Origin of the sequence: Steroidobacter sp. (assembly GCF_036406195.1) — a bacterium.
Classification (GTDB): Bacteria; Pseudomonadota; Gammaproteobacteria; order Steroidobacterales; family Steroidobacteraceae; genus Steroidobacter.
Window position 1 is genome coordinate 12,577 of record NZ_DASWVW010000001.1, and the last position, 19,997, is coordinate 32,573.

General features: G+C 61.4%; 14 protein-coding genes and 3 pseudogenes. 5 read left to right on the forward strand and 12 right to left on the reverse strand.

Annotation, left to right across the window (positions count from 1 at the left end):
- The 7 genes and pseudogenes from VGE08_RS00065 to VGE08_RS00090 form a co-directional block, all read right to left on the reverse strand.
- Positions 1–1,419 (reverse strand): LPD7 domain-containing protein, encoded by a 1,419-nt coding sequence (locus VGE08_RS00065; protein WP_331065799.1) that lies wholly within the window; start codon positions 1,417–1,419, stop codon positions 1–3.
- A 125-nt stretch (positions 1,420–1,544) separates the two neighbouring features.
- The gene (locus VGE08_RS00070) at positions 1,545–2,342 is read right to left on the reverse strand and encodes a hypothetical protein (protein ID WP_331065800.1); all 798 of its coding nucleotides are present in this window, start codon (positions 2,340–2,342) and stop codon (positions 1,545–1,547) included.
- Between the two features lie 6 nt (positions 2,343–2,348).
- The gene (locus VGE08_RS00075) at positions 2,349–2,561 is read right to left on the reverse strand and encodes a hypothetical protein (protein WP_331065801.1); all 213 of its coding nucleotides are present in this window, start codon (positions 2,559–2,561) and stop codon (positions 2,349–2,351) included.
- A 150-nt stretch (positions 2,562–2,711) separates the two neighbouring features.
- Positions 2,712–2,879: pseudogene (locus VGE08_RS26450) on the reverse strand (type IV secretory system conjugative DNA transfer family protein); the annotation flags it as partial.
- Between the two features lie 22 nt (positions 2,880–2,901).
- Positions 2,902–3,962: pseudogene (locus VGE08_RS00080) on the reverse strand (IS3 family transposase); the annotation flags it as partial.
- Between the two features lie 460 nt (positions 3,963–4,422).
- Positions 4,423–4,857 (reverse strand): type II toxin-antitoxin system VapC family toxin, encoded by a 435-nt coding sequence (locus VGE08_RS00085; protein ID WP_331065802.1) that lies wholly within the window; start codon positions 4,855–4,857, stop codon positions 4,423–4,425.
- Positions 4,854–5,087 (reverse strand): hypothetical protein, encoded by a 234-nt coding sequence (locus VGE08_RS00090; RefSeq protein WP_331065803.1) that lies wholly within the window; start codon positions 5,085–5,087, stop codon positions 4,854–4,856. The genes VGE08_RS00085 and VGE08_RS00090 overlap by 4 nt, the downstream gene beginning before the upstream one ends.
- 377 nt (positions 5,088–5,464) lie before the next feature.
- Here VGE08_RS00090 and VGE08_RS00095 point away from each other — a divergent pair, with 377 nt between their 5' ends.
- Positions 5,465–6,676 (forward strand): MFS transporter, encoded by a 1,212-nt coding sequence (locus tag VGE08_RS00095; protein ID WP_331065804.1) that lies wholly within the window; start codon positions 5,465–5,467, stop codon positions 6,674–6,676.
- A 271-nt stretch (positions 6,677–6,947) separates the two neighbouring features.
- Here the strand turns inward: VGE08_RS00095 and VGE08_RS00100 are convergent, their stop codons facing one another.
- The 4 genes from VGE08_RS00100 to VGE08_RS00115 form a co-directional block, all read right to left on the reverse strand.
- Entirely contained in the window at positions 6,948–8,072 is a 1,125-nt protein-coding gene (locus VGE08_RS00100) for a dipeptidase (RefSeq protein ID WP_414717436.1), read from the reverse strand.
- 89 nt (positions 8,073–8,161) lie between these two features.
- Positions 8,162–9,550, reverse strand: a complete 1,389-nt coding sequence (locus VGE08_RS00105) for an amidohydrolase family protein (protein ID WP_331065806.1) — start codon at positions 9,548–9,550, stop codon at positions 8,162–8,164.
- Positions 9,547–11,988, reverse strand: coding sequence for a prolyl oligopeptidase family serine peptidase (locus tag VGE08_RS00110; protein WP_331065807.1), 2,442 nt, complete (start codon positions 11,986–11,988; stop codon positions 9,547–9,549). Before VGE08_RS00110 ends, VGE08_RS00105 begins: the two co-directional genes overlap by 4 nt.
- A 49-nt stretch (positions 11,989–12,037) precedes the next feature.
- On the reverse strand, positions 12,038–15,142 hold the full coding sequence (locus tag VGE08_RS00115; RefSeq protein WP_331065808.1) for a TonB-dependent receptor: 3,105 nt from the start codon (positions 15,140–15,142) through the stop codon (positions 12,038–12,040).
- Between the two features lie 249 nt (positions 15,143–15,391).
- Between VGE08_RS00115 and VGE08_RS00120 the strand changes: the two genes are divergently transcribed.
- The 3 genes from VGE08_RS00120 to VGE08_RS00130 all read left to right on the forward strand — a co-directional run bounded on the left by VGE08_RS00120 (position 15,392) and on the right by VGE08_RS00130 (position 17,964).
- Positions 15,392–15,928, forward strand: coding sequence for an RNA polymerase sigma factor (locus VGE08_RS00120; RefSeq protein ID WP_331065809.1), 537 nt, complete (start codon positions 15,392–15,394; stop codon positions 15,926–15,928).
- 4 nt (positions 15,929–15,932) lie between these two features.
- Entirely contained in the window at positions 15,933–17,048 is a 1,116-nt protein-coding gene (locus VGE08_RS00125) for a FecR family protein (protein ID WP_331065810.1), read from the forward strand.
- A gap of 334 nt (positions 17,049–17,382) precedes the next feature.
- Positions 17,383–17,964 carry a hypothetical protein gene (locus VGE08_RS00130; RefSeq protein WP_331065811.1) on the forward strand — a complete coding sequence of 194 codons (582 nt, stop codon included), beginning with the start codon at positions 17,383–17,385 and terminating at the stop codon, positions 17,962–17,964.
- A gap of 56 nt (positions 17,965–18,020) precedes the next feature.
- Here the strand turns inward: VGE08_RS00130 and VGE08_RS00135 are convergent.
- A pseudogene (locus VGE08_RS00135) lies at positions 18,021–18,149 on the reverse strand (rhamnose isomerase); the annotation flags it as partial.
- Positions 18,150–18,795: 646 nt separating this feature from the next.
- Between VGE08_RS00135 and VGE08_RS00140 the strand changes: the two are divergent.
- A complete protein-coding gene (locus tag VGE08_RS00140; RefSeq protein WP_331065813.1) occupies positions 18,796–19,200 on the forward strand; it encodes a hypothetical protein in 405 nt (134 codons plus the stop codon).
- Positions 19,201–19,997 lie beyond the last annotated feature (797 nt).

Below are 19,997 nucleotides of genomic sequence, written 5' to 3' on the forward strand. Positions count from 1 at the left end.
TCAGCTCAAGACGCGCGCCGGTGTCCGTGCACGTTCCACCGCTCGCCCTCGCACCTGTGGCGCCGGCGGTGTTGCATCGTTCTCCAGCACCTGCGCCAAGTGCGCGCGCACGCCTTCGACGAACTGGGCGCGCTGATCGGCATCGGGAATCCGGGCCTCTGCCAGCAATTCGGCGGCGCGGAGCGCCGCCAATGCATTCGTGAGCGCCGGACTCGCGCGCGCTGACTCCCGAGCCAAGGCGGACGGCTCATGCAGTGCTTGGCTGCGTGAGGTGTCGTTCGTGCGCGAGCGGCCATTCGCGCCGCGTTCTTGCTGTCGCACGTCCCACTCATTACGGTGAGCAGGCACTTCCTCTTCGCCGAGTACACGTCCCTGCGCATCGCGTGCTGGGCGTTTCACGGCAACGCTTTTGCGCCCCGTGAGCTTCACTTCAATGAGGTCGCCCTCCTTCACTCCGGCTTGGTTTAAAGCGCGGGGAAAATCCACGCCCCAGAGATCCTTCGGTCCATCGGCCGTCTCGATGCGAACGAAATAGGACAGTTCCTTGTCGTCGCGGAACTTGTAACGTGCCTCGCCATGCTCGATCAGGCGACCGGCGTAGACACGCGCACGCTGAGATCCAGCGCGCTTCCCTCTGCGCGCCTCGCTGCGTCCTCCCTCTGCCTCCGGCAGCGAGAGCGCAGGCGTCGGATCGTCGCGGTGTGCTCGGACGCTGCGGCGATCCGATGCCACAACTGGCCGCTCGCGCTCGGAATCCGCTGCACGTTCGAACTCCATCTGCGATTGCCGGGGCGCCCCACGCGCTGCTTCACGAGCAGCGGCCGGCGCCGGCATTTCTCGATACGGTCGCGCGATCACCGGCCGCGGTGGATCAATCAGCGGTTCGGGCGTCTCCTGCGGAGCGCGCGCTTTAGCGAGGTCGCGCACGAACTGCCGCTTATCCTGTTCAGTGGGCTGATAGCCGCGCACGATGAGACCGGCATAAGTCGCCTGTCGCCACGCCTCGCGCCTGAAGCGTTCGGTGCCGGAGACGGTGATGTCCTGCCAGCCGCGCGCCTGAGCAATCTCGACGAGACTGCCCACGACCTCAGTGTTCTCGGACCGCGTAACCACCTTCTTGCCTTTGTCCTCGAACGCAACGTTGCCACCTGGAAAGTAGTAGTAGCGGCCCATGCGAACAAAGCGCTCACGCACATCCTCCGGGACCGAGCGCGTATCAAGCGGCGCCGTGCGCGGCAGCGAGGTTCCTGATGACGCTGCCTGTGACTGCGACGCTGCTCGTGGTGCGAATCCTTCCTGCTCCAGCTCGGACTCTGGCAAGCGCTGCGCGTCCATGCGCGACGCAGCTGGCGAGTCCGCTTGGTAGGTCCACGGGGGGGCCGAGGTAATGCGTTGAACAGCGCGATCGATCCAGCTCACGAGGGCGGGTGACGGTCGCAGCTCATTGATCGTTGCCGCGCCGCGTGCACGTTTGCTCGAAGGCGCCGCAGGGGATGACGGCGATGTTGGAGGCGTGACGTCTACCATGGGAATCTCCTTTGCGGCTAACGGGTGCGCGCACTCGGACGCGTGGTCACGCGGGGACCGACGGCCGTGGGATGCTGTGAGTTCGGCGAGGATGGCGACGGTGGAGAATTGCGCACCGGTGCGGCGGCAGACGCCGTCTGTGGTCCCTCCGCCAATCGCTTCTCCAAGGCTGGCAGCGGCATCCCCCGCTCAACGGCGTGCGCCAAGGTCTCGCGGACCAGCGAGACGAAGCGTTGTCGCTGCGTCGGGGAGACTCGTTCTTGAGCGACGCGGCGAGCTGAGTCGAGCGCGAGATAGGCAGGTAGTAATTGTGGATACGTCTTGACTGCCTCACGCGGATGCAACCGCTCGTTGCGCAAGGCTTCCGCAGCGAGCAGCGCCTCGTCGTAGAACGCGCGCTTTTCAATTGCCCAGTGGGTGCGCGGCGAATCGAAGCGACGTTGCTCGATCACCTTTCCGGCGCTGTCGCGCGTGCTGTAGAGCACCGTCGCCGGGAGAATGCTGTTCTCGCGCAAACCAACCTGCTCACCGAGCCTTGGCTGCGTGCGCGACTGCGCAAGTGCAGTTTTCAACGCCGGAGACCAGAACACGCGCACACCGCGCTCGGTCGCAATCTCCACGTAGTACGACGGCGGTGCGCCCGGCTTGTTCTCGTGCCGGCCGGGGCCATAAGCGATGAAGCGACCGAAGGTCACGCGATCGACCTCCGGCCGCGGCGGATCAAGCGCCGCGGCCGCACCGTCCGCCCCGTGTCGCCGTGCACCGAGGCCGCCGCCTGATGCGGCGGATGGCGAGCGGTCGCGCGGATCCGCCATGGTAGTTCACCTCGTTTCGAGCGCGGCCATGAAGCTGTCAACTGCGGTTTGCATCTCCGCGTCGCTCCACGGCCCATCGTGTGTGGGGAACTCCACCTGCGAGAAGTCACAGGCGAAATCTTCCAGCGTGAGTTCATCGAGCCGGTCGAGGTCGGCAGCCGAGGCCGGCCGTACGTTCGTATCGGCCGCTTCCGCGGAAAGAACGACGGATGCCTCCATAGGAGCACTCTCTGGTTGGGGATCAGAGAAACGACGCTGTGTCTCGCTTGACGATTGCGAAGCGGAGCTCGCGGGCACAGGCAGGGTCGGAGGTGGCAATAGCCGGGGTACAAAGCGCGGATCACACCAGTAGCGGATCTTTCGTGCGCGAATCGGTCGTAGTCCCTCGCAGAATACGATTTCCTCATCGCCGCCCAGTTCCTTCACTTCCTGCGGCAACAGCAGCGGCCGTTTCTGCTCGCTCACCGAGATCGTCGCACCACGCGACGACAAGCCCCATCCACCGAACTGTGGGCGCGAGCGCGAGCGAACGCGCACGGTCGTATTGCCGAGATCCTCCGGGGGTGAACCCGCCGAGCGCCATGTTGGGACGTTCGTTGTTGTACGTCCACAGCCAACGGGTGGCAGCTTCTTGGACTTCAGTGATGGAGTCGAAGATGTGCTGCGCAAGCCAGTCGTAGCGAACCGTACGATTGTATCGCTCGACGTACGCGTTCTGCTGCGGTTTCCCGGGTTGGATGTACTCGATGCGGATCTGCCGCTCGGCGGCCCACTGCAGCAGCGTGCCACTGATGTATTCCGGACCATTGTCACAGCGAATCACCCGCGGCCTGCCGCGCCAGTCGATGATTTGCTGCAGCGTGCGGATCACACGTGCCGAGGGTAGCGACAGGTCGGCCTCGATCGCCAGGCCCTCGCGGTTGAAGTCGTCCAGCACGTTGAACAATCGGAAGCTGCGACCATCGCCAAGAGCGTCGTGCATGAAGTCCATCGACCAGACTTCGTTCTTGGACGCAGGGATCGTCAGCGGCTGAGGTGCTTCGCGCAGCAGCCGCTTCTTCGGCCGAATCCGAAGGTTCAGCTCCAACTCGCGATAAATGCGGTATACGCGCTTGTGATTCCAGCCGTAGCCCTTCACATTGCGCAGGTACAGAAAGCACAGTCCGAAGCCCCAGTTGCGCTGGTTGTCGGTCAGGCGCGTTAGCCACTCGGCGATTTGATCGTTCTCGCTGGAGCGCTTCGCCCTGTAGCGGTAACAGGTCTCGCTGATCTGGAAATCCGCGCAGGCCCGTCGAATGCTCTGGCCCTTGCTGACGACCGCCCATCGGGCCATCTCTCGACGCTGAGATGGCCTCACCATTTTTTTGAGAGCGCCTCCTTCATGATGTCGGCGCTCATCTGCGCCTCGGCATACATCTTCTTCAAGCGCCGGTTCTCTTCCTCCAGCTCTTTCATGCGCGAGACCATGGAGGCCTCCATGCCGCCATACTTCGCGCGCCACTTGTAGAAGGTCGCCGAGCTGATGCCATGTTCGCGGCACAGCTCCGGCACTGGCGTGCCGGCCTCGGCTTGTTTGAGGATCGCAATGATCTGGCTGTCGGTAAATCGTGATTTCTTCAAGGGAATCTCCTCGGTTAAGGTTACGAGAAAATTCCACTTCTGGCCTCACCTAATTCCCGGGAGGATTACCGAATAAATCCTCGAACCCGCCCGGCTTCGGGACTCGTTGAGCATGTTTCTATAAAAATGTCAGGAGCTAAGTTCGCGATTTCTCCGATCGTTTACCCTGACTCTTAATCAGATACTCTACTGCTATCGCGTGGCGTCGACCCGCTGGGCGTCGCAAACTGTCGCATTCCGCTGCAATTGCTCGCATCCGATATTGGGACGTAGGGTACGGAGTTCATTCTGATGCTTACTTGATGTTTGTTTCGCTTGCCCCCCGATCGTCCCCACGCCTCTTTCAGCACGCGTAAGTGCACGTCACATCAAAACTAATTCAACTTACCGATCCCATCCATCATAGGCGCAATCGATATCTTCCTTGAGATCGACAGCTTCTGTCTATCAAACATCGTCATCAAGCCTCGAGCCCTTCTACCCAGTCTTTCACATGCATGATCCGGCCCTTGCTCTGTGCCGCGCGCAAGTAACGCTCGTCGGCCGTCACCAGCATCGCATCCGAGTTCTCTAGAGCGATGGCGTGGCAGAACGTATCGAACAGATGCTGCTTGAGCTCAACGGCAAGTTCCGTTCCCCGTCTAACGATCAGGGGATCATCTGTCGCAGGAAGTTCTAAAGCGGCCAGCAACGTCACATCGTCTAACGCAGTCTCTGGACTCACCCTGGCCAACACTGCTCCGACCTCCAAAATCCAGTGCCCCGGCTGAATGACGGGTTGCTCGCCATTCGTGACCTTTTCCATCAGGTCAGTCGCCTTTTCGGTGTCTGCTTCGCGCTCTGGGTCCTGCAGCAACCACTTGACCACCACGCTGGCATCGACCACTGCAATCACGGACGCCCCGCAGTGCGTGCCGCTCGAACTTCTTCATTGGACACAGCCGGCCGCTGCGCACGACGCTGCGTCAACTTGCGGAAGATCTCTTGCCGCTGCTTTCGTCGACTAGCATCAGCCACCGCCTTGCGCATCAAGTCGGCGATGATTGCACTTTTGTTCTGATCCCCAAACGTGCGATCGAACGCGACCTTAACGTCGTCGGGAACACTGAAATTGACGGTCGCCATGTGGGATCTCTCGGTTGTTGAAGGTTTCAACAACTGGAATGATAGGGGCATTCCGCGCATCGTCAAGTCCGGCGCCACGCCGAGGCTGTTGGGGGTGATGCCGCGAGATCAAGCGCTTGATTTCCCAGGACATGTCTCCGGGAATCGAGACGATTCTCATCCAATTGCTCGCCTGTTCATTAATCGAACAACCGGTTCTCCGCCTTCATGACGAGATCGTCCGCGTCCAAGCTGCCGAGAAATCTCCTGGCGCCAAATGCCGGAGCGCGTGCTTGCGAATGTTGAGCCGCGCGCCCCTGGTCTTGCACTCGTGGAACACATGCCGCGGAGCTGCGCCTTCCAAGCGTCTTCGGTTGAATGTGTCGTCTCATGCGACAATGCAGGCAACGCAGCCGATCAATGGTTCCCGGCCAAAGCTCATGTCCAATATCCCCATACTTGTGCTTGCCCAAGTGCTCACTGGCTCGGGTTTGACTGCGGTGGTGCTGTTCGGTGGAATGTTAAGCACGGACCTCGCACCCGACCCTTCGTGGGCGACAACACCAGTCTCCCTCGCGGTGGTCGGGATGGCGCTGTCAACCGTTCCAGCTTCACTCCTCATGCGCATCACTGGGCGACGACGGGGACTCATCGCGGGCGCGGGTATCGGTATCGCTGCGTCACTCCTTTGCGCGTACGCGATTGTTGAATCCAGCTTTCTGCTCTTCTGTGCTGGGTCCATGCTGTTCGGAGCCTCCACCGCCTTTACCATGCAGTATCGCTTTGTCGCCGCAGAAAGCGTCGCCCCAGAACACGCGAGCCAAGCGATTTCGTATGTACTGCTCGGCGGCCTCGGGTCAGCACTGATCGGCCCGCAAGCTGCCATGGCTGCTCGCGCGTGGTTGGCCGAGCACGAATATGCCGGTTCCTTCATGGTAGTGGGGCTCTTGTACACGCTCGGTGCGATGGTTCTGTGCAAGCTGCGCCCGACTGAATCGACGGCCGCATCGACCGCGAGCGGCGGATCGACCATCAGAGAGCTCGTCCGCGAACCAATGCTGCGCACGGCCGCACTTTCGGGTGCCGTCGCTTTCGGCGTAATGAGCTTTATCATGACAGCAGCGCCGGTCAGCATGCATTTGAACCATCACCACAGCGTCGAGGCGATCACCTGGACCATCCAAAGTCACATCCTTGCGATGTATCTGCCTTCTCTATTCACCGGCGCACTGATCGCCGGCGTTGGCGAGCGTGCCATGATGATCGTCGGGAGTCTCTTGCTTGCGGCAAGCGCGGTCGTGAGCCTGTTCGGGCACGACGTGCCACACTATTGGGTCGGTCTCGTGCTGCTTGGAGGCGGGTGGAACTTCCTGTTCACGGCTGGAACCGCACTGCTCGCCACGCACTACGCGGGCGCCGACCGGCATCGCGCACAAGGAATCAACGACCTCGTCGTGTTCACATCTCAAGCATGCGTGTCTTTTCTCGCCGGAATCGCCGTGATCAAACTCGGATGGCAATGGACGAACCTAAGCGTCTTACCGCTACTTGCACTGATGGTGTGGACTGCAAGTCGCGAAACCGCACGACCGGTGCGCGCGGTCGCGTGAACGCGGGCTCCGCTGCGGCGTTAGTCAACCAGCTGTTCCGCAAGCACACGGCCAGCTCGAAAGTCGACAGCTTCGAGACGATTTCTAAATAGCAGAGAAGCAAACAGGCGCAGCTTCTCTTTCTCGAAAAGCACCCTATCGGCGACGCCGATGCGGTATTCATGGATTCCGCAACGCTCTCCCGGCTTCGTGGATGTCCCTGTTCTGACGCCGGGCCGCCTCGATCGTAACTTGAATCTGGCTATCTACTAACAACAGATTCCGCGCCCGCTCAGGCGCCCCAGACTTCCATGGCATAGCTGAGGAAATTCCGTCCCAGAATCTTTTCGACGCGCGCACTGGAGTGCCCACGCTTTCGCAGCCGATCCGCCAATTGGTGAAACTGCTTCGTCCCACGTAGATCGATGACAAATGGGAGGGTGTGCGGTCCTTCACCCGTCGCGCCAATCCCCAGGGTGCGTCGTCGCTCGACTTCCTGAGCGAGCCATCGCTCATACGCCGGCAGATCGTCGATGGTCGTCACCGGTCCGTCCGTGCCAATCCCGACGTGATCCTCACCGCAGACGTTGATAGCGTGCTCGATATGTGAGACCACGTCCTCGGCGCTGGGACGCCCAGAAACGCTCAGGAATGGCATGAAATAGACGCCTACGAAACCGCCCTTCGTTGCAACCGCGCGCAACTCATCATCCGTCTTGTTACGCGGCAGGTCAGCCAGCGCTCGACACCCCGTGTGATTGATCGAAATGGGTAGGCGGGAAACCTGCGCCGCTTCGAGACACGTGCGCTCGCCACTGTGGGACAGGTCCACCATGATGCGACGGTCGTTCAAGCGCGCGATGAGCTCGCGACCGAGCGGAGTCAAGCCGCGGTTCTCGGGCGCCATTGCACCGTCGCCGACCTCGTTGGCTGGATTGTAGGTGAGCTGGATCACGCGCACCCCTAGATTGGCGAAGAGATCGACTCGCGGGACGTTCCTGCCGATCACGGCGGCGTTCTGAAAGCCGTAAATGACGCCGATTCTGCCGCTTCTTTTTGCCGCATGAATGTCCGCGGTCGTGAAGACCTTGAGCAGATCGCCGGGATGGGCGCGAATTCGCGCCTCCCACTCACCGATGTCTCGAATGGTGCGCTCGAAGGGATCCTCATCCCCGGCCACATAGCCGATCGTGATGTTTACGGCAGTGAGCCCGGAAGCATGCGCCTCACGCAAGACGCGATCGTCCAGAGTACTGCGAGCATGAGCATTGTTCGCAGGGTCGGGATCGTCGAGACTGCCCAGTGCATTGACGATGATCGCATTGTCCCATTCCTCCGCAATGCTGCCGGACGCGTTGGTGGCGCACTCGGCCGGGCCAGTCGCGGAGATCAGCGCGCCTCCTACGACCAGAGACATGAATGCGCGGCGATCGAGACTGGCGCCGATGTCACCATTGGCGCTGCAAGCGAGCTCACCGCCGCTTACCGAGGATGTCTGCCCTGAGTTCACCCGCCATCCCTCTCGCTCTCGGAACTGGACTGAGGCACGGTAGATTCGCGCGCTGGAACAAGCGGCGAGTAATCGGCCCGTCGATAGATCACACCGCGTTTGAGAGTAAATGCCACGCTGCGCAGGTTGCTGATGTCCTCCAGCGGGTTCTTCGACACAAACACGAGATTCGCGAGCTTCCCGGCCTGCACTGTGCCCATCTCATGTTGCCGGCCTATTGTCATCGCCGCAATCGACGTCGCCGCGCGTATCACATCCGCGTTCGTCATGCCGGCCAGGTCGGTCAGTATCTCGAGCTCATCGTGGAGGGCGGGATAAGGCTCCTGCAACGATGCGCTCCGGTCCGTTCCCGCCGAGATCAGCACGCCTTGGCGGTACGCCTGCGCGGTGAGCGCTACGGCAGTCGCAGACGCGCAACGCGGCGCCGAGGGCACTTCGAACGCATAGATGCCCAAAGTTGCGTCCAGGATCGTGCCGCGACGGCGCATCTCTCTGAAGATCGCCGCGATCTTCGCGTCCTGGGCGCCAGCAAGTTGCGCATCATCAACGGGTGCCTGTTGCTGATAGGAGTGCGGCATTCTGTTTGAAGCCTGATAACCCAGCATGCAGATGTGTGAGACCACATCCACATTCGCTTCGATCCCTTGCATCGGGCTGGCAGGAAACACCGCGCCGTGCGCCCACACCAGCATGCCCTGCCGATGCGCCTCCGCAGTGACCTTGGCAACTAGCGAACCCGACAGATTCGCGTAGATCTTGATTCCCGTGGCGGACGTACCGCGCGCCTGAGCTATGGCGAGCGGCAGATCGGTGTCCTCGGTGATGGCTTGCATCCAAGGCGCCTCACCGGGCTTCGCGCCCTGTGCAGAGGCAACCGTGCGTGGATCCTCGAAGAAACTCGCACCGCCCATGACTGCCGCATAGTAAATATCGGGCGCCGGTATTTCTCCCATACGGGATGCTCTGGCCAGGTCGGCGAGCGCACGGGCATCGCCAGCCATGTCGCGCGCGGCAGTGACACCGCTATAGAGTTGTCGACTCAGCATCGCCTCCGCCGCTTTCCGATGAGGAGAGGTAGCGAGATGTACATGCGTATCGATCAAGCCCGGGAGTGCGTAGAGCCCGGAGGCATCGACGACCTTCGCGCCCTCAGCGTGAGCGCCGAGATCGGCGGACGACACGACCGCTTTGATTCTGTCGTTCTCTACGACGATGGCCCGGTCCGACAGGGCCGGCCCACCGGCGCCATCGATCAACGTCACACCGGCGTACACCACGAGCTTGTCAGGCGTCTTGCCGACCTGCGCTGGCTGCGCCACTGACTGCTGGGCGAGCGCAAGGGCTGCGATCAGCGCAAGCCCGGCCATGCGACAGCGAGCGCTCACTTGCTCGACCGCGCGCCTGTGGGAACAGTGCGCTCGAGAAAGGCCCAGACGCGTTGCCAATAGTCGCTCTTGTTTGTCGCCGTTCGCAGCGCGTGCCCCTCGCCTTCATAGCGAAGGTAGGTCACGTCCTTGCCGAGCCCCGCCAAACCAAAGTACGTCGCGTCCATCTGAGCGGCGAAGGCCCGATCCTCCACGCCGGCGTACATCAGCAGCGGTGTCGTCACGCGGTCGAGCTTGTATATCGGCGAGTTCTTCAGGTAACGCTGCGGATTCTCCCAGGGAGGACTGCCCATGGCTCCGCCCTGTTCACTGAGCAGAAACATGTCGAGACCGGACAGATACGTCGTCGCCATGTCGGCATAGCCCGACTCGACGATGGCCGCCTTGAATCGATCCGTTTGCACCAGTAGCGCGAGCGTCGCGAACCCTCCATTGCTCTGTCCGTTGAGCGCGAGCCGATCGGGATCGGCGATGCCGAGCGCAATCGCGGCGTCGACCGCTGGCAACACCGTGTCCGCCACGTTCTGCAGCGGCGTGCCGAGCTGCACCGGCATGTCCGGCTTGAGCACCGCCCAGCCCCGATTGGCCAGCATCTGGTAGCTGAAGTTCGCCCCGCCGCCGATAGAGAAGTCGTTTACGAGCTCGGACTGATTGAAACTTGCGTACAACGACACCATCAGCGGATAGCGCTTGCCTGGCTGGTAATCGGCGGGCAGCAGCAATGCGGCCTTCAGCGGCGCGCCATCCCGACTCACGAATGAGATCAGACGGCTCTCGCCCAGACGCACTCGCTCCAGGCGCGGTGCCGTTTGCGTGACCTGCCGTGGCCCCTTCCTCGAACTCACGACCCACAGATTCCTCGGATCGGCAGCGCTCGATCGTGCAATCACGATCTCCTTCCCGCCGGGGACGACCACGCCTCGCTCGAAAACAGCCTGGTCTTCATGCACCATCAACAGCGCTCCCGTTGCCAGATTCACCGCGCCGATACCCTGGCGCAAAGTCTGTGGGTCCGTCGTCGTGACGTACACCGAGCGGCCCTTGTCGGGCGAGCCCGCCTCATAGCCGCTGCTCGTGGCAATGACTCCACTCACCTGCAGCGCTGTATCACGTAGCATGGATGTCAACACGCCGCTCACGGGGTCTGCCTGCCAGAGTTGCGAGCCACTGGCCCAATACACAGCCGCGCTCGACGCGGCCCAACGCGGCTGGCTGTCGAGATTGTTGAAACTGTATTCCGGTGCTCCGCTCAGACGACGCGCTCCACCGGAGCCCCCAACCTCGACGATCCATGCGTCGCCGGCACACTTCAGAACGGCGACCTTCCCGACGCCACAATCGAGATAGGCAATCCATCGTCCATCCGGCGACCAGGTGAAATCCAGGGGTTCGTACTGCGCGGTACGCGCGAGCACACGGCGTGCGCCGGTGGCAACGTCGAAGACCACGAGGTCAACGACGATCATTCGATCCTGCCGACGCAAGCCGACGACTTCGAGCGCCGCCAGTTGCTTGCCATCAGGCGACAGCCACCAACGCGCGATCTGGGTCGGTGGCGCAATCTCCCGCAGCTGCCCGGTCGAGAGTTCCACGACCCGCAGCTCGACCTGTGGAATGGCGAGCCGTCCGGCCGCCGGCAGAATATCCGGCAAAGCATCAGCCGCGGCCGCCCTGTTTGCTTCGGAGTTCGCTGCAGGCACGGCAGTGCGCGGCGCTGTATGAAAAACGTCGACCGTGACACCAGCCTCGCGCGACTGGCTTTGCGGACTGAACGTAGCGCCGTTGAGAAAACGCACTCTCGCTGCACCTGCAGCGGCAGGTGCGATGGGCATTTGCCGTGGCCCCGGAGCTCGTTTCTCCGAGTCCGCGGGATTGAACTGCGCGATCAGATACCGACCATCGGGTGTCCATGCCGGCAGTTGGTGATGTCGCCTGGTGCTCGCGACCTGCGCCGACAGCCGACGCGGTTTGTCGTCCCCGCGAGTCCAGAGCCATAGTCTCGCGGCGCCGTCCCGGTCGGAATAGAAAGCCAGCTGTCGCCCATCCGGCGCCCACGAAGCTCCCCAGTTATTGCCGACACCCTCGGTCGGACTCTGCACAGCACCGCCGGCGAGTGCCCGGACTTGAATATCGCAGCCTCGCGCGAATTGCGTTGCCGGGCCGCCAGCGCCCCCCGCTGGCTTGATACGTGCCGGATTACAGACTGTATAGGCAATCCACTGGCCATCGGAGGAGACCGCGGTGACCCCTTGTAATTTTCCTGCGCCATCGACATCGGCGATCTCCAGGGTTTCATGTGCGTGGCGTGGGGTCTTTTGCGCGGCTGTCGCAACGGGCGACGCGATGCAGCCCGTTACAGCAGCGAAGACGGCCGCTCGCAATACGCGCGACAGTTCTCCAGGCGACACCGTGCGCATGAGCTCTTTCAGCATGATCATGATTTCTATCGCGGCTCTCTAAATCGTGTTTCTTTGCGCTCCAGCGCCCTTACTTCGCGCTCTGCTGTGCAGCCGCGCCGAATCCCTTGCTCAACATCAAGTAGACCGTGCGGCCCTCGATGACAGAGTTGCGAACGTCGAGCCCTCTGCGTTGGGAGCCATCCACGAAGGGTGGCCGCTCATCGAAAAGATTAGTGGCGCCAAGCCGCGTGGTGAGACCGTGCCACCAATCCTTCCGTTCGCCCCTCGGCGAAAAGCTAAGTTGAATGTCCGCGGTGGTTTGACTGTCCACGTCGCGGAGTATGATGCGTGGATCGAGATCCGCATTCCACAAACCATCGGTGTGATTGACGGAGAAGGACGCACTCCACGGGCCGTTGAACCAGACGAGTTGGATCTTGCCGCGCCAGTCTGGCGTATTGCCGACCAGGCCCTTCAATTCCAAGGCCTCCGCGCCGGCGATCAGCTGATCTTTGTATTTGGTGTTCAGCGTGGCCGACGTACTGAGATCGAAGCCGCCCCAGCGCTGCGTCTTCCAGTGATAGCCGAGCGTGGCGTCGTAGCCGGAAATGACGGTCGTGGCGCTATTCACGTTAGTGATCGTGACCGACTGCAATGTCCCGTCCGGTGCACGCACGACGATGCCCGGCGGCAGGCTGGCTTCATACTGTAGAAGCGCGGCCAGACTGAGCCCATCCGAGATCCCACGAATCCGGTTGTCATAGTCGGTGCGATAGTACGTGAGCGCCACACGCGCGCCTTCGAGCCAGTCAGGCTGATACTCCGCCGCGATCGTGTAAGTGTCCGCGGTCTCCTCGTCGAGATTTGGATTGCCGCCATTGATCGTGCGAGTGAATACCGTTCTCGGCCCACCCGGCGCGTTTGGATCGAATACCTGGACCGAGGGACTGATCGAGGAAACCAGGCTCAACTCGTGCAGCGATGGCGCCCGAAACGACGTGCCCCAATTGGCCTTCAACGCAAGATCCGTCAGCGGGCGCCAGATGACGCCCAGTTTCGGGTTCACGGTGTCGCCGAAGTCGCTGTAATGCTCGTAGCGGGCAGCGGCGCTGATGGCGAGATCGTGCAATCCGAGTCTCGCATTCGCCTCGCTCACCAGCGGCACGTACAGCTCGCCGAAAACCGCACTCACCTCGCGTGAGCCGACCACCACCGGACGTTTCGGCGCTCCTTGACGCTGCTCCGTGGTTTTCAGCTCCTCCTCACGAAATTCCATCCCCAGCGCGAGCCGAACCGCTCCGCCCGGTACTTGCCACAACGTACCTTGCGTCTGCGCGGAAATGCTCTGCAGCGAGCTTTCACCGTAGTTGGTGAACAACTCTGGCAACGCCTCAGCCACACCCGCGGACTGACCGGAACCATCGCCGAAAGGATTGAAAGCAACGGCTGGATCCGCGGAGGCGAGGCGCCGGGTGAGCTCCGCCATGTCGATCAGCTGATTGCGGGTAGTGGACTCGTCTTCGGAAAGCGTGCCGACGAGCTCCCACGTCCAATCGCCGGCTCCCACCCTTCCTCGGGCACCCAGATTCGCGAACCATCCATTCCTTTCAACGTCGTAGGTCAGCGGTCCGAGTTCGTTGAACATATAGGCCGACAGAACCGGCTCATTGAAGGGCGAGAACGCGTTGGTCTCGGGCACGACGAGAAAATCGGCGTAGGGATAGAAACTGATGCGCGAGGTGCGCTGAGCGACCACGGCATCGGCGAACAGCGTGACCGATCCCAGGTTCTGTTCAACGGTCAGGTACCCCGAAACGTTCTCTTGCCGGGGTACGAGTTCTTCAGGCACGAGGTCACCGAGTGTCAGCTGGTTCAAGCCGAGCTCACTGAGCTGCAATGCCCGACCATCACCCGACGGTAACGCCGCGAAGAACACCGGCATGCCTGCCGGGCCAGTGAGAGTGGTGAACGGCAGACCCTGAAAAATGCCCAACGGCGCGACGGTTCCCGGCGTCCCGAGAAACTCTACGCGCTGATCGCTGCCGCCCCGGGACCTGAAGTCGAGAGTGTCGATGCCGATCGCGCGCGTCGCGAGGGATTTGTTTTCGACGTATTGCGCCGCTGCCAGGATCTGGCCCGTTCCCCAGTTCGTTCCCCACAGCTGCGAGGCGAGCAGGTCGTCGGATCCGGTGCTGTTATCGCCGTACTGCACCTTGGTTTCCGCGCCTGCAAAATCCTTGCGCAGAATGAAGTTCACCACGCCGCCGATGGCGTCCGAGCCGTACAGGGCGGAGGCGCCATCAGTGAGGACGTCGATGCGTTCGACGGCCGAGATCGGAATCATGCTGATATCGACAGCGCGCCCGACATCGCCGGCCGCAGCGCCGATGCGCCGTCCATTCACCAGGGAAAGCGTCGCTTCGGAGCCCAGGCCGCGCAGATCGATCTGAGTGGTCGCACCCAGATTGCCGCGGCCGAAGGCCGAGGACGCCGCATTCGTGCCGCTGAAATTCTGGGGCAGCTTCGCGATGACGTCCTCGACACTCGCATAGCCGCCGCGTTCAATGTCTTCTCGATGAAAACTGATCACCGGCGAGGTGGGCGTTGCGTTTCGCAGCAGGGTGCCGACGATGACCACTTCTTCGAGAACAATCTCTTCCGTCTTCGGTACTGCTTCCGGCCTGCGAGATTCAGAGGGGCCTGCGGCGCCATTCGTATTCGATGCACTTTGCGCATCTTGATCGTTCAGTGCCAGGCGTATGACGCCGTGATTGGCTTCGCCCGCGGCGTGGGAGGTCTTTGCGGCGGCTTTTGCCCTAGGGTCGACGATGGAGATGGTCCGAGCGTCGATGAATTCGTACTCAAGGCCAGTGCCTTTGAGCAGGACCTCGAGCGCCGCTTCGGTCGTGTACTGACCCCGAAGCGGTCTGGCCGGCAGATCGGCAACCTCATCTCCCGCCGGATAAATCAGCTGCATCCCGCTCTGCTCGGTGAGTTGAATCAAGGCACGCGCGAGCATCGGCGCGTCGATCTGAAAATTGACTTTCGGGGCTTCTTGGGTGGCCTGGGCAACCCTCACCCGCTCCGCGCTGCCTCCGTGTTCCGTCGCCTGTCGAGGGGTGTTCGCCTGCGCCAGCGCGCTTGCAAGGACGCTCGCGATTGCGCTCGTGATGAGAATGTTGGTTTTGCGCATGGTTATGTTGGCTCCCCGGTTTTTATCTTCACGCAACCGCCGTTGGACGCTTGCGTATCCCTGTCGGCAACTAAGAGTGACGGGTGGGGGCCAAAGGGGTAGTCAGAGGCAAAATTTTCTGAGCTTCTTGCTCCCTCATCTTTCGGGACATTCGACCACGGGTGAGAATATGATGGAAGCATGACCGTGCCCGAACTACCCCCTTGGGGGTCGACCGGCACTCTTGGTTGCCATGAGCTGACCCGAGCGATGAAACCCACCCTGCCCAATCCCGGGAACCCTGAGTCCAGCTTTGCTGCCGCGGTAGAGAAGCTGTACGGGGCGGATTTGTATTTCTTCCTGCTGTCGCGGCTGAAGAACGACCATGACGTGAAGGATGTGGTGCAGGAGATCTACCTGCGGTTGCTGCGGCTGGGTCAAGGTGAGCTGGTGCGTGATCCGCACGCTTACGTCTACTTCGTGGCAAGCCAGGTGTTGGCGCAATTCCACATGCGCGCGAAGTCCAGCCCGCTCGTGTATGACTCGATCTTGCTGCGAAACCGGGACCGTCATCCCGAGGAGCTCGGGCAGGACGCGGTCGCCAATCGCTGGATGGCTCTGGCGGAAGTGGAAGAACTATTGGGCGCCTTGCCTTCCATGCATCGCAAGGTCTTCACGATGAGAAGGTTGGATGGATTGTCCTGGGTGCAGATTGCCGACAGGTTGAAGATTTCAGTGCATACGGTGAAGAAATATCTGTGCGAAGCGAACGCGCGGATCAGCGTGGCTCGCCGGGAACAGGAGTAGCGCCATGACCCATCTCAAAGAGAGCGGACTCACCGACCGACCTCGCCAGGATGAGTTGCTGAAGGTCGCCGAGCAGGCCGCGGCCTGGCTGATCGAACTGGAAGACGGCGGCGTTCGCGAGCGCGCCGCGTGCGCGGCCTGGCTCGAGGAATCGCCGCTGCACGTGGAAATGTTCTTGCGGGCGGGCGCGGTAGATCGACTGCCAGAACTGATGGCGCCGAACGATGTGAAGGCATTGGTCCAGAAAAATTGGGGCGAAGACAGTTCGGTGGTGGAACTCCCTCGCACCCTCGCTCGTGATCCGCGTGCTTCCCGCCCCCCCGCTCGCCGGGAGATGAACCCCAAAGCGCGTTGGGGCGGAATCGCGGCCGCCGTGTTGCTGCTCGTTGCCGGCGGAGTCTGGTTTGGGCTGCTCGGGCCCGGATCGTGGGAGTCCTACGAAACGCAGGTCGGCGAACAGCGAGTCGTTTCGCTGGCGGATGGCTCCATGATCTACGTCAATACGGACAGTCAGGTCGATGTGCGCTATACCCAAACGGCGCGCGACGTGAGGCTGCGCAATGGCGAAGCACTGTTCAAGGTTGAACGCGATGTGCAGCGGCCATTCCAGGTGCAGGTGGGCGACACCGTAGTGCGGGCGGTGGGAACGGAATTCAACGTTTATCGGCGCTCCACCGGCACGAAGGTCGCCGTGGTCGAGGGCCTCGTACAAGTTTTCAAAAGCGACAGCGAATCCTCAGTGGCCCACACGGCATCCACGACTCGAGACGCGCCGATCGATTCGTCTCCAAACACAGAGCGCCTCGCCGCGGGTCAGGGCGTGAGCCTGGACAAAGATGGCACGCTCCAGAAACCAACCGCCGTCAACGTCGCGCAGGTCACCGCGTGGCGGCAGCGGCGACTGGTATTCGAGTGGCAGACGCTGGAAGAGATCACGGCGGAGTTCAATCGCTACAACCGCGCTCCGAAGATCAGAGTCGAGGGCGAGGAGATACGCAGGCGTCGCTATACCGCCGTGTTTGATGCCGACAACCCGCAGACGCTGCTGAAATTCCTGTCGAAGGACGACCATCTGAAGTTCTCGGCGGAGGGCGACGACTTCGTCATTCGGGCGCGTTGAGGCTTCGATCAAAGTGGCGCCGATCCGCGGCGCGAAAGCCACTGGAGCGCACTCCGGATGAGTTGCGCACTCGACCGTCGATACACCATATACATTAACAAAATAGATAATCCCCGTTTCGGGCCGACGATCCGGCCGAGATCCTGAAGAAGGCGGATCCCGACTTGAAAAGATGAGTGCCGGCGGCGCTTTGGACAAACCTGCATCCACGGGTGACGGCGCAAATGGTGGACTATGCGCGCCACGCATTGCGAAGCGTCGCGGATGCAATCGAGAAAAATGCATTCGACTCCTCTCTGAAGAGACTTCAGCCGTGACGGCCGCGGTGGAATGATTGCGCAGCCTGCCCGGCGTTTTTACGTTTGCGGGGTTCTGCAAGATCACCGGGTTCTCGAACAATGCGGCTGCAGTGTGTCTGCGCCGCTGGAAAACCCGGGGGCTGATCGAGTCCGCAGGCGAGCGCGCGGGCATCTACTTCAACAAGCTCAAGCGCCCCGAGATCGGCAGCTCGGATCGGATCAGCGCCTTGTTGTTCGAATATCCCACGGCAATTCTTTGCGGTGAATCGGTGTTGCACGCGGCGGGGTGGATCACGCAGATCCCGACGCGTCTTTCCGTTACGGTGATGGCCCGGCCCAGTTATGTGTCCCTGCATGGGTTCGAGATTCACGGGCGCTCGCGGTCCTGGTTCAGGAAAGTCCATCGGGCGGTAAGCGCTGCAGGGAACGCGCACGTTTACGGATTGCGGGCGTTGCCGCCGGCGCTGGCTTTGGTGGATCTCTACGGAGATCCCAAGGCCTGGCATCCCGACGTAGATGATCTGGACGTTCCGGAGGAAGAGAAGGCGACAGTGATGTCGGGGAGCGAGTTGTTGCGGGTCGAGCTGCCGGCAGCGTTGAAGGAATTGTGCTCGTAGGAAGCGCAGGAACTCGTTATCCGGCACCAAGTTAACGCTCAGCCTTCACATCACGGATCGAGCATGAATGCGACCTGCGACTGCTTGCCGTAGCCGCCGCCCCAAATCACTTCGAAAAGAATCCGGAACAGCTGAAACGGATCGGCCGCGCCGACGATCCGATCATCATCGGCATAGAAGCGAGAGGCCATTCCGGCCAGGCCGTGCAAGTGCTCCGCTCGAAGATCGGCGCTATCACGCGCGCGCCTTCGGCGTGAAATGTTTCAGCAATACTGCGTCCGATGCCCTGCCCCGCACCGGCGATCAGGCAACACTTGCCACTTAGTCGTCCTCGATGTCCCCTCACCCATGTCTTGAGAGTATAGACTCGGCTGCGCGCCTTGCCCGCGTTGGTGAAGCCGTTGAAGCCGTCTTCCCGATTGACGTTGAGCTGGATGTCGCCCCAGTCGATCCAGAAGACAGAGCCATTCAATGTCAATGCATCCCCGAAGAGCTCCAATTTGAACCCCGCTTCGTAGCTCCACAGGGAATCCGAGCTGAACTGCGGCCGAGATCAGTCGGACGATCATAGAGAAGGCGCTCAGCACGCCGCGATCATGTCACAGTTGCAGCCGCTCGCCACTTCAGTGCCTGCGGGTCGACCTTTGCGGAAGACAACTGGCCGCGAGTGTCCTTCTATGGCAGAGTCGCTCGCGCCGTACTTCGGTTTCACGATGCGTACTCGCAAGATCGCGCCAACAAACTGCCGCACGCGACCTCGAAGATTCGCGGCGCGCGGTCGGTAGCGTCAGGAAGTTGGATCGTTGCCAGGTGTTCAGACTGGAGATCGCAATGGGGATGAATCTCGATGAGCGCGTGCGCAGGACTCCGTTGGCGCCGCCACCGGTCGATTTCGATGCGGTCGTCAAGAGGTCGAAGCGGTGGTACATCATCTGGTGGGGAGCGATGCCGAGCGTGGTGGCTGTCGCCGCGTTCACGATGTTGTGTGCCAAGGAGTGCATCGCCATGCCGTGGCTCACCTTACTTATCGCGCCGGTGGCCGGCATCTCCCTCGGCATACTCTGGGGCATCGTGTACTGGGTGAAGTCGTCCTCTCTTCCAGACGAGCACAGGGGGCACACCCGGCGGTTCATTCTCCTGTCCCTGCTGTGGGGCCCCATCCTGGGCCTGGGCGTTTTCAAAATAGCAATGATGGCCGCGACGACTGGCGCCGCAGTGCTGACCCTCTTCATCTAGCGGCTGGGGAGTGCAGGATGGAGTGAAGATCTCGGGGGAGCCTTTGCGCCGGAATTCGATCACGTTGAGTTTCGCCGTTTTCCCGGCGAAACTCCAAGCGCCGTACCCGTTCAGGAAACATCCTCGATTAGCACGGCGCCTCTGCATAACCGGCTGCGACAAAGTTGCTACACGCGTTTCATCGGGTGCATAAGCCGTTGATCCACTAAGTCACATCTCGACTGTCGGTGCGGTCCATCATGGGCGCCACACTGGCGCGTCGATCTAAGTCTTCCATTAGGAAGCAGTTTTTGAGGGAGGCCGATATTATCGCGGATTGGGTCGGTAATCACTCCTTCTCTCATCGGCAAATTGGAAATCATTGATTTCGCAGCACTTCGACACGTGCTGAGGTGACTTGGGCAGGCGTTCTCGAATACGAATTTCGGCGCGATGTCACCAAAATGTCTCCAACTGCGTTGGTGACATCGCCGTCACGAACGCTAGAACGCCTTTCCGCTTCTGACGCATCGGCCAGCCCGCCGGCACAATCGTCATTTCTGGGCATTCAGGGCAATCCTTGTTTCCGCCCACCGAGAACGGAGACGATTGCGCCGGCTCGGGCAACGCGTTTCTGGAACCCAGCACGGCCCAGCCTAGCACTAGCAAACACGCGCTGAACTGGTCACGCCTTGGTCATGAATCACCTTGTTCGAATTGTCGCGACTACATTCATACAGAACCATACGCTGTCCAGATCGCAGTGGGTTCCATGCGGATAGGACGCGATCCCTTCTCGCAGATCCACGGAGCCGTTG